The sequence below is a fragment of the Mucilaginibacter sp. R-33 genome (genome assembly GCF_049949235.1).
GTDB lineage: Bacteria > Bacteroidota > Bacteroidia > Sphingobacteriales > Sphingobacteriaceae > Mucilaginibacter.
Map to the genome: position 1 here is coordinate 6,495,503 of NZ_CP188089.1, position 15,703 is coordinate 6,511,205.

Below are 15,703 nucleotides of genomic sequence, written 5' to 3' on the forward strand. Positions count from 1 at the left end.
TTGAGTATAGGCATTTTTACCATGATCCATGAACCATCAACCATGAACAACTATCAACTATGAACAGAAACAAAAAACTGCTAACTTCACCGCCCTGAAATCATATACTGTAATTATGAAATTATTAGAAGGAAAAACCGCGTTGGTTACCGGCGCGTCAAAAGGAATAGGCCGCAAGATTGCCGAAAAATTTGCCGAGCATGGCGCTAATGTAGCTTTCACTTATTTGTCGTCTGTTGAAAAAGGTCAGGCCCTTGAGCAGGAGTTGCAAAGCTTCGGCACTAAAGTAAAAGGTTACCGTTCTGATGCTTCCAAATTTGACGAGGCTGATAAACTGATTACCGATATTGTTGCTGATTTCGGCACGCTTGATATTGTTGTCAACAATGCCGGTATCACTAAAGACGGTTTGCTGATGCGCATGACCGAAGAAAACTGGGACGAAGTGCTCGACGTAAACCTGAAATCGATATTCAACGTCACCAAAGCCGCTTCAAAAATCATGATGAAAAACCGTAAAGGTGTGTTCATTAACATGAGCTCGGTTGTTGGTGTACAGGGCAATGCCGGTCAGGCCAACTATGCTGCCTCAAAAGCAGGGATCATTGGTTTCTCTAAATCAGTAGCAAAAGAATTAGGATCACGTAATATCCGTACCAATGTAGTTGCTCCCGGCTTTATCCGTACCGAAATGACCGAAGTGTTGGATCCTAAAGTTGTTGAAGGCTGGGCGGCAGGTATTCCGCTTAAACGCGCGGGTGAAACTGAGGACGTAGCTAATGCCTGTGTATTCCTTGCGTCGGATATGGCCGCTTACATCACCGGACAGGTTATCCCTGTTGATGGTGGTATGTTGTAAGAATGCACCCCTCTAAATCTCCCCAAAAGGGGAGACTTGAAAAAGCTTTTAAGCCCTCTCCTTTGGAGAGGGTTGGGTGAGGTTTAAAACTTATTCCCTGCCTTTCACAATAATTTCGCATTTTGCAGGTAATGTTTATTGGGCCGGATGCCCCGCGCCCTTGACACGATACTATAGCTACAAATGTTTTCACTTACATGGGGTTCTGTTTCGGGATGGTGGTTGCCTGCCGGCTTATTGCTTGGTTTGGCATATGCCTGGCTCATGTACCGCAAGCCGGTTGACCTAAGTAAAAATTTACGCTATATCCTGGCAGTTATCCGGGCGATAACCGTTTTTTTTATAACGGTGCTGCTCATCTCTCCCCTGGTAAAATCGGTTAAATATGAACCGCAAAAACCTTTAGTGCTTATAGCGCAGGATAATTCATCGTCCATCAATACTTTTAAAGCTACAGGCTTTAACTCATCTGCTTTTGTTGATGGGCTGGCTAAACTAAAACAAGAGTTGGGCGATAAATATGATGTGCAGGAGTTTAACTTTGATAAAGGCCTGCATTCCGGTCTTTCAAAAAAAATTAATGGTAAGCAAACTGATATAGCCGGGGCGCTTCACCAGCTTAACGACAGGTTCACTAATCAAAACATCGGCGCGCTGATATTGGCAACTGACGGTTTATACAACCAGGGTAATGATCCGCAGTATGAAGCCAGGAATATCAAAACCAGCATCTACACCATAGCCCTTGGCGATACCACAGCTAAGCGCGACCTGCTCATCGGCAACGTGAATTATAACAAAACAGCCTTTTTAGGGAACGATTTTGTGATAGAAGTGCTTGCCACGGCCTACCAAAGCAAGGGCGAAAGTATGAACCTGTCCGTTAATGAAGATGGTAAACAGGTGTATGCCCAAAGCATTGCGGTAACCGCGAACGATTTTAAAAAGATCGTCCCCATAAAGCTGAACGCTGCTAAAAAAGGCATCAGAAAATATACTATCAGCATTGCTCCTGTTAAGAACGAGCTGTCCATCCAAAACAATACCGAAACTATTTATGTGGAGGTGCTTGATGCCCGGCAAAAGGTGCTGCTGTTATACAACGGTCCGCATCCCGATTTAACGGTGATTAAACAGGCTATCGAAACCAATAAGAACTTTGAGGTAAAGGCAAGTTCGCTTGCTGATGCTTCAAGCATTAAACCGGCAGATTATAGCCTGGTGGTCCTGTACCAGCTTTCGGCAGGCGAATACTCGCCGGTAAAAAGTTTTATTGCTACGAGCAAAACACCGGTTTGGTATATCATTGGTTCACAAAGTAACCTGCAGGCCGTTAACAGCGAGCAAAACACGGTACGCATAAGCGCAGGCCGTGCTGAAACGCAGGAAGTGATGCCCCTGCCAACCAATGATTTTACGGCTTTCACCCTCTCAGATTCAGCGCGAAAAAAGATTGCCGCCTTTCCGCCATTAGTAGCGCCGTTCGGCAGTTACGGAACCGCTACCGGTGCTTCAGTTTTATTGAAACAAAAGATTGGGACTGTAGCTACTACCTATCCTTTACTGGCCTTTGGCGATGAGGCCGGCCGGCGTATCGCCGTATTAACCGGTGAAGGTCTGTGGCGCTGGCAACTGGCCGAATATCAAAACTATGGAAGCCGCAACGCTACCGATGAGCTGCTGAGCCAAACGGTACAGTATTTAACTGCCAATGCAAACCGTCAGCGTTTTCGTGTTTATCCGGCCCGTAATGTATTTGATGAAGGGGAAAACGTGATCCTTAATGCCGAATTATATAATGAAGCCCTTGAGTTGATCAATACCTCTGATGTAAAGATAGAGCTGAAAAGCACGGCCGGAAAAAACTATAGCTTCCTGTTTACACGTACCGGGCAAAGCTATCAACTTGATGCAGGCACCCTCCCCATAGGCGAATACACCTACAACGCATCAACCCAAAACGGCAAACAGGAGTTTAAAGCTACCGGGCAATTCACCATAAAACCACTTAACCTCGAAACCCGTCAAAGCGCTGCTAATCATACCTTGCTTAATACCCTGGCCAAACAAAGCGGCGGGCAAATGATCAAACCATCGCAGCTAAGCCAGCTTGCCGACCTGATCCGCAAAAATGAGAATATCAAAACGGTGGTTTATGAAGATAAGCATTACAGCGATTTGATAGATCTGAAATGGCTGTTTGTATTGATCCTGCTGCTGTTATCAACTGAGTGGTTTTTGAGGAAGCGAGAAGGAGAAGTGTAGGGTAGTAGAGTCAAGACCGCAAGAAGAAAGAGGCAGGGGAAGAAAGAAAAAAAAGCGGGGACCCGTGCGATTCCCTCCCTTGGGAGGGTGTAGGGAGGGGTTTCATCGATATACTTACCCGTTTGGAATAGCGTATAACCCCTCCCTGCCAATACGCAATCCAATCGCACCCCTCCCAGGGGAGGGAATAAAAATTTCCGAAAAAAAAACAAAAAATGGTTAAATCATTCCCTATAACCCTAAGCTTAAAGCCATAGCGCGAAAGCTTCGTAAAGAGATGACTTTTGGCGAGGTTCTCCTATGGAATGAGTTAAAAGAAAATAAGCTACTGGGTTTCGACTTTGATCGTCAGCGTTGTATGGATAATTATATAGTCGACTTTAATTGCAAGGAACTAATGCTGGCAATTGAAGTAGATGGGCGGTATCATAATTATGAGGATGTTTTGATTAAGGATGATGTCAGGCAAGCGAAATTAGAAAGCTTCGGTGTTAAATTTTTAAGGTTCGCCGGGGCGGATGTAAAAGATGATCTGCCTAATGCGTTACGGGCTATTGAAGGGATGATAATTGAGATTGTGAAAGACGACTCTTCGATTGAACTGCCGAAAGATTTTGATAGAACATTGTTGGAATAGCGTAGAAACCCCTCCCTGCACCCTCCCAGGGGAGGGGAATCGCACGGGCCCCAGCTTTACTACTCTTTACTTCTCCTTACTCTCCGGCACCACCACGTAAACATCCTCATTGGCTTTTTTCATGAGGTACTTTTCGCGGGCAAATTTTTCCATTTGCTGGGGGTTGGTGGTCAATTCTTTAAGCTCTTTGGTCACCTGGTCGGTTTGGGCTTTGTAGAAATCGCGCTCGAGCCTTAATTTTTTAACCTGCTGGTGGTATTGGTATTGCGAAAAAAGATCGTTCCTGTCAAAAAATATCATCCACACCACAAAAGCAATGGTAACCAGGAAAAACTTGTTCTTAAAAAGATCTATAAGGCGTTTCATTGATATCGGCTGAATGATTTTCATTTAAATCTATTTAATTTTTTCGACGGATACAAATATGCTTATTAACTTATTAACAGGGAAATTTTTATAGTGAGTGGTTGTTTTCGTAGAGAGTGGTTGATTAGGTTGATTAAGTGAGTGGTTGGTTTTCGGAAATTATAACTACTCACTTGATCAACCATTCACTTAATCAACTTAATATTTATCCTCTTTTAGCTCCACTCATACCGCTGGCCCCACCGCGACCTGCCTCTGAACGGCTGCCGCCTGATCTTTTATTGCCGCCGGAGCGGCTGTTGCCTGCCGAACGGCTATTGCCGCCACCGCTGCCACCAGACCTGCGGTTACTGCCGCGACCACCGCCACCACGCTGGCCACCGCCCGAACCTCCTTTTTTTGGCGCTTCGTTTATTTTAGCTGCCATAGCCGCCGGACTAAGCGGGTACGGATGACCTTCCTCAATCGGAATCTGTTTGGCTATTAGCTTGTGGATATCTTTCAAAAATTCCAGCTCTTCAGCATCGCAAAATGAAAATGCTATGCCATTGGCACCAGCCCGGCCCGTACGGCCAATACGGTGTACATAAGTTTCGGGTACGTTTGGCAACTCATAGTTGATAACATGGGTAAGGTCATCAATATCAATACCACGGGCCGCGATATCTGTAGCTATTAATACTCGGGTTGTGCGGTTTTTAAAGTTAGTTAAAGCCCGCTGCCTTGCATTTTGTGATTTATTACCGTGGATGGCTTCGGCAGTGATACCTACACGGTTCAGGTCTTTAACCACTTTATCTGCACCGTGTTTGGTACGGGTAAATACCAAAACGGTTTTAATGTCCTTATCTTTCAGGATGTGGATCAGCAACGATTTCTTATCTCCCTTATCCACATAATAAACTGCTTGCTGAATGGTATCCGCAGTTGATGAAACCGGGGTAACTTCAACTTTTTCGGGGTTATTCAGGATACTATCTGCCAGGCTTTGGATCTCTTTTGGCATGGTGGCCGAAAAGAACAGTGTTTGCCTTTTTGCCGGTACTTTAGCTATGATCTTTTTAACATCGTTAACAAAGCCCATATCTAACATACGGTCGGCTTCATCCAGTATCAGGAATTTAACATGCTCCAGGTGAACATAACGCTGATTCATTAAATCCAGCAAACGGCCCGGTGTTGCCACTAAAATATCAACACCGCGGCGCAAAGCATCAACCTGCGGGTTTTGTGATACACCACCAAATATAACCAGGTTTTTAAGGCCGGTATGTTTGCCATAATTGGTAAAACTTTCGCCAATTTGAAGGGCAAGCTCGCGGGTTGGGGTTAAAACCAATGCTTTAATGGTTTTTTGCTCTTTGTGGGCTATCCTGTCCTGGTGTAATAATTGCAGGGTGGGGATAGCAAAGGCCGCTGTTTTGCCTGTACCGGTTTGGGCACAGCCCAATAAGTCGCGGTGTTGTAATATGATAGGAATGGCTTGTGCCTGTATTGGAGTAGGTGTGGTATATCCCTCTGTTTTTAAAGCCTTGAGGATTGGCTCAATTAAATTTAAATTTTCGAATGACATTCTTGATTGTTTGTAATATATAATGTGCTAACGCGAAAGCATAAGCGGATCTGAAGAGTTTGCTGGGCTCAAAACCGTAAGCGAACGGGTAATTAGCTGCAAAGATACGCTTTTTATTGTTAAGAAATTTTTAAGAGCAAGAACTACACTGGATTAGGCTGCCAGCGTTTCGGTATCAGGAGTTCCTTGTTCCTTTTTGGCCTTACGGTCCTTTTGCCATGATTCCAGCAGGATTAAGCCCATACCTATCATAATGGATACATCGGCCACATTAAATACGCCTGTTTGGAAGATTCCGAAGTTCATGTGCATAAAATCTGTTACGCTGCCATAAAGCATCCTGTCGTACAGGTTACCTGCGCCACCGGCAATAACCAAAACGATACCTGTGGTGGTTAATTTACCTATTGATGGTTTTAACATGACATAAAAAACGCCAAAGGCAAGGGCCAGTAATGGCAGTAACGATAGCAGGATGAATTTCCATGGATTTTGCAGCGAATCGCCAAGACTTAAAAAAGCTCCCGTGTTTTCGGCATGCAGAATGGTGAAAAAGTTTTTGATAACAAAAATGTTATCGCTGATGTGAATATGCTCCCTAACGTAAATCTTAGTAACCCTGTCAAGCCCAATGCTTAAAACTAATATCAGCACTATACCCAATATCCTCAAAATCCCTTTTTTGTTCATTAGTTTATTTTAACAAGTTATTATAACGTGGTTGCCTTGGTTTAATTATATGGCTTTAGTTGCGGGGGCAAAGGTATAAAAATATGTGATTAAGGCGGGCATTTAATACTCAAATCGGGAAGATGAAATGACAAAAAGCCTGTCAGTCTGAGTAATTTAAATCAAGGATCTCTGAAGGTAAAATGACATCCCCGCAACGTCATTGAGGCACGAAGCAATCGCACAGAGGCAAGTAATAGGCTATTGTTGTAATGAACTTATATCGTCGCGCTCTTGGCCGCGCGGGGCCAGTTACTTTTTTCTTGATAAAAAAGTAACCAAAAAATCAAGTCAGCAGGGAGGCTTCTTTTCGCCCGCCCCACCCAAATATCCATCGCCCCGGCCTTTTCCCTGCAAAACGGTCAGAACCAGGGCTGCAATTATTTTGCCCCGCTTCGCCCACACATGCCCACCACTTCTGCAAAAACTTGCTATGCCCTTCCTTCGCTCAAGGCCACCATTGTTCTGCCCGTTTTCGCCCGAAGCTTACCTGCTGACAAAAACGTATTTTTTAAACGTGTCATGGGTAACAAGCCTATGCGCAGAATAATTTGTGTTTTTTACAATAAAAAAAGCCATCTGTAAAACAGATGGCCTTCCATATTATTATCAAAAAATTACTTTTTAAAGTATTTGAAATCTTTACCGATGAATTTAGCGTTAGCGCCTAATTCTTCTTCGATACGTAACAACTGGTTGTATTTAGCGATCCTGTCTGAACGTGAAGCCGAACCGGTTTTGATCTGACCGCAGTTTAATGCTACAGCAAGATCAGCAATGGTTGAATCTTCAGTTTCGCCCGAACGGTGGCTCATTACTGAGGTGAAGCCGTTGGTTTGAGCTAAAGTAACCGCGTTGATGGTTTCGGTTAATGAACCGATTTGGTTTACTTTTACCAGGATTGAGTTAGCAATACCTTCGCTAACACCTCTTTGTAAACGTTTAGTGTTGGTTACAAATAAATCGTCACCTACTAACTGTACTTTTTTACCGATTTTGTCGGTTAAGATTTTCCAGCCTTCCCAATCGTCTTCGGCCATACCATCTTCGATAGAGATAACCGGGTATTTGGCTACTAATTCGGCAAGGTAATCAGCTTGTTCAGCGCTGGTACGGATAGCACCTTTTTCGCCTTCAAATTTAGTATAGTCGTATTTACCGTCTTTGTAAAACTCAGATGCAGCACAGTCAAATGCGATGAAGATATCTTCGCCGGCTTTGTAACCTGCTTTTTCAATCGCTTTCAAAATGGTTTCAACACCATCTTCAGTACCTTCAAAAGTTGGAGCAAAACCACCTTCGTCACCAACCGCAGTTGATAAGCCACGGTCGTGAAGGATTTTTTTCAGGTTGTGGAATACTTCTGTACCCCAACGTAAAGCCTCAGAGAATGAAGGAGCGCCAACCGGCATGATCATAAATTCCTGGAAAGCGATAGGAGCATCAGAGTGTGACCCACCGTTAACAATGTTCATCATCGGGATTGGCAGCGTGTTAGCATTTACACCACCAATGTAGCGGTATAAAGGCTGGCGGCTTTCCTGTGCAGCAGCTTTAGCCACTGCTAATGAAACACCTAATATAGCGTTAGCACCAATTTTACCTTTGTTTTCGGTGCCGTCAATCTCGATCATTAAAGCGTCGATAGCATTTTGTTCAAACACATCGATACCTTTTAATTCAGGAGCTAAAACTTCGTTTACATTTTCAACGGCTTTTAAAACGCCTTTGCCCATGTATTTTGATTTGTCGTTATCGCGAAGCTCAACAGCTTCGTGAACGCCGGTTGATGCACCTGAAGGTACAGCAGCGCGACCAAATGCGCCGTTTTCGGTTAAAACTTCTACCTCAATAGTAGGGTTACCGCGCGAATCTAAGATCTGGCGGGCATGCACATCAATTATTATGCTCATAGTGAATTGTCAGAGTGTGGTTTGAATGAATACTATTAATAACGGCGGCTAAGTTAATGCGTAAATAAGGAAAACGCAATTGAAATTTTGTATTTGTAACGATTATAGGCAATTAATGATGCGATTTAACATAAATTTAATATGGAATGAGCTGTTTTTTTATAAAAAGGAAGGTTTCTGAACCCGAATTTGTTGAATTTGCCCAATTAAAGAATGGATATTGATTCAATAAATTCAGATAATTCGTTTAATTCGGGTTCAGACACAAGCATCCTGGCAATCCTTCAGTCCCCAAAATCACGCTTAATAACTATCGTTAATGCAAGCTTTACAATTAATTAATGACGCTGATCTGACTGCTCCGGGGAAATCATGACCGTATCAGCTAAATCAACGTAATCATCCCCATCAACGGTGATTAATCGCTCGTAGTAGGTACGTGCTCACGCTGCACGGCATTTTTGCGCTGGATGCGATACATAAGGATGAGCATGATATTGTCCTTATCGCTTTTAGCAGCAGCCGAATAATTATATTGGTTGATCCATCCAGCCTGTAAGATCCACGATTTATCAAACTGGTAACCTAATGCGGCTGATATCCGATTACGTTCAAAGTTGGGTACCTTATTGTTAAGAAATACTTCGTCGAAAACAGAAATGAACCAGGTTTTGGCTTCAATTTTGGTTTTGTTCAATGGCACAAACACATTTAGCCTGTAACGGAAACGGTTACGGTAATCGCCGTTAACCCAGCGTTGCTCTACCCGGTAGCGGTGTTCGAGCTTTAAGCGGTACAGGAACTGGTTGCTGGTGATCTGTTCCCAGAAACGGGTTTCGGTAGTGGTAGGCCCTTTACCAATATCCATATAATCAAAAGTAGTGTAGCGGCCGGTACCTAAAAGCGCGGTAAAGTTCCTATCTATATCATAACTTACACCAGCCTTTACCTCGTAATACTGAAACTGGCTGAATACATTATTGGTACGGGTTTGAAACTCGGTATAACCACCCCATTTGTGGGAACTATCGCCCGGTAAAACTACCGTAACTATGCCCCAGGTGCCAACTTTTGAATCTTGCGCCTTAACAGTAAATGAACATATAGTTAACAAAAAAAATACTAAGGCGATGAAATTAATGGGTTTGATTGTCATTGCAGAGATTGTTTCTGCAAATATATTTCCTAAATGTTATCTTAATGTTAATATTAACACTGTTAATGTTAACATAATGTTAAGAGTTAGGTGAGGCTTATAGTGAAGACATACGTTTTAAAAATTTGTAGGGCTGCATTGTAATTCATAGAGATAAAGTGAGGCGGCGAGGGGGGCGGCAATATAAATTTCAAATTCCTGGCTCTTATTTCTAAAAATCCTGCATCTTTCCCGTTATTCCCACTTAAACGTTTTTACCGCTACCGCATAAATTCCAATAAACCAGGCAAAAAGAATCAGTAACTGGTGTGTAACGTCACCTAAGCCCGCGCCCTCAAAAGCCACTTTACGCATAGCATCGTTTAAATGGGTTAGCGGTAACACCTTGCTGATATATTGCAGCCAGTTTGGAAAGGCGGTGATTGAAAAAAAAGTACCCGAAAGCAGGAACTGCGGCAGCGTGATAATATTGGAAAGCGGTGGCACCGAGCTTTCGTTTTTGGCGATGCCAGATACAGTAAAGCCAAATCCCATGAAAATGATCAACCCTATTGCCGAAAGTACCAGCATATTTAGTACAGTTGTTACACCGTGGATCAGGGTAAAACCAAACATGTAATGCCCAACCAGTATAATAAATAACGAACCTAACAGGGAAAAGGCCAGCCTTGCAATAGCCTCGCCCAAAACAATGCTGTACCGCTTAACCGGGGTTGCAAAAAAACGTTTGATAACCAATGTTAACCGTAAGCTCAGAAATACGAAAGCTGTACCAAAAACACCACTGCTTAGCAGTGAAAAGCCCAGTTGCCCCGGTAAAATAAAATCGATGTATTTATACGGGCGGCCGCTTATGGTTTCTTCTTTTAAGTCGATCAGGTTGGGTACTTTAACTGTGGTGTACGACTGAATGCGCTTCAATTCCTCTGACTGGATACGATAAAAAATGTTGTTCAGGGCCGATTTTAATACACTGCCTTTATCGCCCGATGCCTGGCTGTACCGTACATGAACAGTCATCGAAGTGGGTGGAGCAAAGGGTTTAAGATCAAGTATTGCATCAAGGTTACCTTTTGCCAGGTTTTTGCTCATTTCATCAGCCGTTTGATCATGGATAAGGTGCATGATCTTGTTTTTTTTCAGTGCGGTGTAAACCGGGTTATTAGCGGATGTATCGCTGCCTTTGGCAACACCTACATCAATTGACATTCCGCCCCCGCCAATATTGGCAAAAACAATGATAAATATTAACGGGAAAGCCAATGTAAACACCACCGCCGAAGGGCTGCGTAATATCGACCGGAAACTGGCTTTGGCAATGGCCAGGGTTGCTTTTGTATTGCTGTATTTATTGTTCATTAGTTCAATGGTTCATTAGTTCATTGGTGCTTAGCAGTCTGGTATGGCATTGGGAATGCAGGCGTGTTATAATTACTGCAACTGCAAACTCAAAACTGCCAACTGCACTATCCTTCCCGCCATTCCTTGCCAGTTAAATTAATGAATACATCCTCCAGGTTGGCCAGTTTTACCTGCTTTTTGCGTTCGAAGCCTGTGGCTACCAGTTCATCAATGAAATGATCGGGGGTGTCAATACCAATGATGTACCCGCCGTCAACAAAGGCAACACGGTCGCATAGTACTTCGGCTTCATCCATATAATGGGTAGTGATCACCACGGTAGTTCCCTGGTCGCGGATCTCGCGGATCAAATCCCAGAGGTTACGGCGTGCCTGCGGGTCGAGGCCGGTTGTGGGCTCATCCAGAAATATGATCCTTGGGTTATTGATTAATGTAGTGGCTATAGAAAAACGCTGTTTTTGCCCCCCGGAAAGGTCTTTATATTTAGCCTTTGCCTTATCGGTAAGAGCAACTTTTTCCAGCATCTCCATAGGTGTTTTGTCGATACCGTACAGGCCCGAAAACAGTACGATCAACTCCGACAGGTTGAGGTTGGGGTAATAACCGGCAGCTTGTAACTGTACGCCTATACGTTTTTTGATGCTATCAGCGTCGGTTTCAATGTCGAAACCATCAACAATAATACTGCCGGATGTTTTATCGCGGAGGGTTTCAATAATTTCGAGGGTAGTAGTTTTACCGGCACCGTTGGGGCCAAGCAGGCCGAAGATCTCGCCTTCATAAACTTCAAAACTAATGCCTTTAACGGCTGCAAAATCGCCATAGTTTTTTACCAGGTTGTTTACAGTGATGATAGGTTGTTTTGTCATAGGGTAAAAATGCACCACATTCATGAAATAACCATGAGTTTTTCGGCGAACTACGGAATTTTCACGGTGAATACGGATTGGGAGATCAAAAAAGGGTGTCATGCTGAGTGATTTAAATCCATTGGATTCTGAAGGAGCAATGACATCTCCTCCACCTCATTGCTGAGTTACGAAGCAATCCCCAGCAGGCAGATAAAAGACTTTATTCTATAAACTTACATCGTCGCGCTCTTGGCCGCGCGGGGCCAGTTACTTTTGTCGCCACAAAAGTAACCAAAAAGGCTTGCAGCAGAGAGGCTTCTTTGCGCACAACCTGGCCCCATAGCCATCGGCACGGCCTTCACCCTGCAAAACGAACAGAGCCACGGGCTGCAATTATTTTGCCCCGATTCGTACGCAATGCCCCCGCTTCTGCAAAAACTTGCTATGCCCCTGCAGCCGCACCGCCCAGCATCGTTCTGTTCGTTTTCACCCGAAGCTGATCTGCTGCAAAAACCACATTTTTTATCTTGTCATGGGTAGCCCGGCGAAGCATGGTGGGCAGGCCTCTGCGCGCGAGTCTTCGACGGGCTCAGACTGACAGGCCCTCTTTTGTCATTTTACCTTCAGAGGCCTCCGGATTTAAACATTCAGGATGACAAGCCCTCCACACCTAATATCATTCGAATTCAGAGGCCAGGGATTTAAGCGACTCAACGCACAAAAAAAGCCCGGATGATAGCAAACGGGCTTACAATATCCTCCGCAAAAGTTACCCCTTTAGGGGTTAAGGGATCTTTAATTCACTTTCAGATTTCAGCACTTTGCTGCCGTTTTTCTGTTCAATTTCATAAGCGGGCTCCTGTTTGCTGGCCTTGCGCTTAACTTTTGCGCCTTTTATAGTTTTGCTTACCGGCTTATCATGCTTTTTAACAATATGCCCTTCGGCTTGGGATTTTCCCCATTTCCAGGTTACTTCATCTCCTTTTTTCATATGCTCACCCTTTTAAAGGATAACATGTATAGTTAATTATTGGTTTGACAAAGATGAAATAACGCTCCCTCGGGGTGCCGGGACATTATTTTATTAAATGACCTATGGAGTGAGCGATAGCTACGGCGTGTTCTGCAGCTTTCATTACCAAATGGATCAATTGAATTGCAAGTAGAGTTTTCATGGCATTTATTTGTTGTTGTTTAGTGATCCAAAATTGCACACAAAAGGCACCCTGCTGTTAGGCTTATTAGGCGAAGCAAGTACGGTTATCGGTGAACGGCAGTAAAACATCGGAGAAATACCGTAAAAAAGTGATATCGTCGGTAAAACCTGGGGGAGTGGTTCATGGCTAAGGTTTCCTGCTAATATTATTTAACTATGTTACGCATACTGAAACACAAAGCCGCTTTGCAATTTTACAAAGCGGCTTTGTTTTTCATTGGCAGATGAATATATCAACTGATCAGGTTAGCCAGTGCCTGGGTAACGGTTACGGTATGTTCCTGCAGGGAGATCATAACAGCTATAAGCGGATTGTAGAATGTTTTCATGATAATGTTATTTGCCGCAAAGATGTGCCGTTAGCTTGTTGCTAAACAGCTATTTTAGGTGAAACGGCATAAAATGTCGGTGAACGAGTTTCCGGTATGGGAGAAGCACTTTTAAACATGCTTCTACGACCAAAAACCCTGGATCCTGATCTGGCTTGACGGGTACCCCTGCAGTTTTAATAATTTACGTAATTCGCCTACCATGGTGTGGTTGCCGGCAATGTAAAATACCGAGTGTTCAAGGTTATACTGTTGTTCCATTACCCACTGGATAAGGCTGTGGTGGCCGTACACATCATTACGTTCAATAGGTTTTAACGGCGATTTGAAATACTCTCCAAATAACCCCCTGTGATTTTCATCGGCCATAACTATAGCACCCGAAAAACGCGTTGCGGGTAAAACCATTTGCTGTAAGGCCAGCATATGCCCCATGCTGCTTTCATCGCCAAGGCCTATTATGGCCGGGGTGCCGGCCGGCGCGTGCCGGGTAGAACGGATTTTTAAATAGCGTACGGTATCGTTTTTTTGAAGTTGTTTAGCCCATTTACTGCCGGGGCCGCTATGAGCTGCATCAATATACAGGGTGCAGGTGCTGGTTTCGGTATCCCAGCCGGCCGGGGTATAATCGCGGTAGGTGAGGTTATCAACTTTTACTTTTATGTAGGGTATTTCGTGCCAGTTTTGCATATCGGCCTGTGGTAAGTGCAGGTCGATCTCAATCATGGTAGATGGCTCCCAGTGCCTTACCTCAAGTACCCTGCCGCTTTGTAAAAGTTGGTTTTCAAACAAGTTGCCAGCCTTTCTTTTTAATTTACGAAGAGTGGATGTTTCCATGGTGTATTGTTTTAATAATACAAAGAAACATTGAATTTTAGCTCAATAAAATAGTAATTTCATGGTAAATATTGGATTATTTACGGTGTTTATCCCTAAACTCAAGAGGGGTGATGCACGCCGCTTTTTTAAACATCCGGGAAAAATAGGTATGATCATCATAGCCCAGTGCATGCGCAATCTCCTTTACGTTGAGGCCGCTGTAATACAGTAATCGTTTTGCTTCCAGCATTACCTCCTGAGTTATCCAGTAACTTACCGGGAACCCGGTGGTTTTCTTTAAAACCTCGTTAAGATATGATTCGGAAACATTAAGCATACCCGCGTATGCCGAAGGGCCTTTAACTGTGCGCACATGCCTCAACAACAGCTTTTTAAACTGATGTGAAATTTGCGCCGGCCTTGAAAGTTGCTTTTCTGGCGTATAAACGTTACTGAAAGTGGCCGCCGCCATACCGGTAAATGATTGTATGAGCGATTGCAAAACCGGCAAAAAGAAAGCGCTGTTATCATCCTCGTTGTTTTTTTCACGCAACAGGCAAAGGAGCTGCTGGTATTGCTTTAATTCAATATCGTTGAGTTGATAAGGCTGTTGCAAAAAAAGCTGGTTTTCAAAAATATTGCGGAAGTCGGCCGGAATATGCTGTGAATCGATGGCTACATACCAGCCGCCGGCAATCTCATTACGTATCCGATGGTGTACCTGCCCCGGTAAAATATAATACAATGTGTTTTCACAAAAATGAATCTCGTTAAAATCTATCATGAGGGATGCTGTACCGTTTTCAACCAAAAAGAACAGGTAATGATCGTCACGATGGGCTCCCATTGGCCCTTTTCTCAAATCTTCTTCACCACTTTCAAAGTGCCTGATCTCAAATCCCGAATTTGTTCGTTCATGTAGCTGGTGCACAGGTATATCTTTCATTTTGCAGGGTAATTTTTTTATGGTAACGCAATCTTTAACCGGGAGGTACATTTTTTCCAGGCTAAGGAATTTATTTTATATGGAATCTGTTAATTTATTCACCCAAATTAGCTTTTGGTTTTGTGCATTCTGCTTTCAGCTATATAATTACATTAATTGGCAGATTATTTACCGCCATCAACCAGTGCATAAATCTCCTGCATGTAAATGGCTTCATCCATCGCAACATGAAAGTCTTCCCATTCATCAACAGTAAAGGTAAGCTGGATATCATTGACCGGCGTACGCATTACCACGCGTTCCTGTCCGTCGGGAAATGGGAAAGAATGATCACCGAAATCAAGATCGATAGCGAAATTTTTAAACTGGATAAATTGATCGGGTGTAAAGCTAAGGATCAGGTTATGGTGCCATATAAATAGGCATTGGCATTCGGAGCAACGGCTTACTACCGATGTTCCCTTTTGGCTGAGTATTTTAGCATCGCACATAAATTCCGGTAATTTAAAAATGAATTGGTGCCTGCTCTGCTGATTAAATGTTTGATATAAACAATTAAACTACAGAACAGGACTTTATATTTTAAGCACTAATAATCAAATAATTGTTAATGAGCTTGCGGGTTCTGTTGCGCATAGTATATTAACAGCAACAAAGAAATATGTTATTTAGAATAAATCCA

14 protein-coding genes are annotated in these 15,703 nt (G+C 43.4%); 3 read left to right on the plus strand and 11 right to left on the minus strand.

All coding sequences use genetic code 11. The features are described 5' to 3' along the window. Positions 1 to 115 precede the first annotated feature (115 nt). From fabG to ACP26M_RS27205, 3 genes are all read left to right on the plus strand, one after another. A complete protein-coding gene (gene fabG / locus ACP26M_RS27195) occupies positions 116 to 859 on the plus strand; it encodes a 3-oxoacyl-[acyl-carrier-protein] reductase (RefSeq protein ID WP_090529006.1) in 744 nt (247 codons plus the stop codon). A 183-nt stretch (positions 860 to 1,042) separates the two neighbouring features. Continuing rightward, entirely contained in the window at positions 1,043 to 3,124 is a 2,082-nt protein-coding gene (locus ACP26M_RS27200) for a hypothetical protein (RefSeq protein ID WP_426584938.1), read from the plus strand. A 253-nt stretch (positions 3,125 to 3,377) separates the two neighbouring features. Beyond that, complete coding sequence (locus ACP26M_RS27205; RefSeq protein ID WP_426589780.1) at positions 3,378 to 3,761, plus strand: endonuclease domain-containing protein; 384 nt, start codon at positions 3,378 to 3,380, stop codon at positions 3,759 to 3,761. A 66-nt stretch (positions 3,762 to 3,827) separates the two neighbouring features. Here ACP26M_RS27205 and ACP26M_RS27210 read toward each other — a convergent pair whose 3' ends face one another. The 11 genes from ACP26M_RS27210 to ACP26M_RS27260 all read right to left on the minus strand — a co-directional run bounded on the left by ACP26M_RS27210 (position 3,828) and on the right by ACP26M_RS27260 (position 15,512). Beyond that, a complete protein-coding gene (locus ACP26M_RS27210) occupies positions 3,828 to 4,151 on the minus strand; it encodes an FtsB family cell division protein (protein WP_426584940.1) in 324 nt (107 codons plus the stop codon). A 181-nt stretch (positions 4,152 to 4,332) separates the two neighbouring features. Further along, the gene (locus ACP26M_RS27215; protein ID WP_426584942.1) at positions 4,333 to 5,700 is read right to left on the minus strand and encodes a DEAD/DEAH box helicase; all 1,368 of its coding nucleotides are present in this window, start codon (positions 5,698 to 5,700) and stop codon (positions 4,333 to 4,335) included. A 153-nt stretch (positions 5,701 to 5,853) separates the two neighbouring features. Beyond that, positions 5,854 to 6,390 carry a signal peptidase II gene (lspA, locus tag ACP26M_RS27220; protein WP_426584944.1) on the minus strand — a complete coding sequence of 179 codons (537 nt, stop codon included), beginning with the start codon at positions 6,388 to 6,390 and terminating at the stop codon, positions 5,854 to 5,856. 656 nt (positions 6,391 to 7,046) lie between these two features. After that, complete coding sequence (gene eno / locus ACP26M_RS27225) at positions 7,047 to 8,342, minus strand: phosphopyruvate hydratase (RefSeq protein WP_090528991.1); 1,296 nt, start codon at positions 8,340 to 8,342, stop codon at positions 7,047 to 7,049. 418 nt (positions 8,343 to 8,760) lie between these two features. After that, on the minus strand, positions 8,761 to 9,498 hold the full coding sequence (locus ACP26M_RS27230; protein ID WP_426584947.1) for a DUF2490 domain-containing protein: 738 nt from the start codon (positions 9,496 to 9,498) through the stop codon (positions 8,761 to 8,763). A 234-nt stretch (positions 9,499 to 9,732) separates the two neighbouring features. After that, entirely contained in the window at positions 9,733 to 10,857 is a 1,125-nt protein-coding gene (locus ACP26M_RS27235) for an ABC transporter permease (protein ID WP_426584949.1), read from the minus strand. 107 nt (positions 10,858 to 10,964) lie between these two features. Continuing rightward, positions 10,965 to 11,729, minus strand: a complete 765-nt coding sequence (locus ACP26M_RS27240; protein WP_091165640.1) for an ABC transporter ATP-binding protein — start codon at positions 11,727 to 11,729, stop codon at positions 10,965 to 10,967. A gap of 766 nt (positions 11,730 to 12,495) precedes the next feature. Continuing rightward, entirely contained in the window at positions 12,496 to 12,702 is a 207-nt protein-coding gene (locus ACP26M_RS27245; protein WP_354485978.1) for a DUF2945 domain-containing protein, read from the minus strand. Between the two features lie 677 nt (positions 12,703 to 13,379). Then, positions 13,380 to 14,093 (minus strand): hypothetical protein, encoded by a 714-nt coding sequence (locus ACP26M_RS27250; protein WP_426584952.1) that lies wholly within the window; start codon positions 14,091 to 14,093, stop codon positions 13,380 to 13,382. A 76-nt stretch (positions 14,094 to 14,169) separates the two neighbouring features. Next, complete coding sequence (locus ACP26M_RS27255) at positions 14,170 to 15,021, minus strand: helix-turn-helix domain-containing protein (protein WP_426584954.1); 852 nt, start codon at positions 15,019 to 15,021, stop codon at positions 14,170 to 14,172. 164 nt (positions 15,022 to 15,185) lie between these two features. Next, positions 15,186 to 15,512 carry a DUF6686 family protein gene (locus ACP26M_RS27260; protein WP_090528970.1) on the minus strand — a complete coding sequence of 109 codons (327 nt, stop codon included), beginning with the start codon at positions 15,510 to 15,512 and terminating at the stop codon, positions 15,186 to 15,188. Positions 15,513 to 15,703 lie beyond the last annotated feature (191 nt).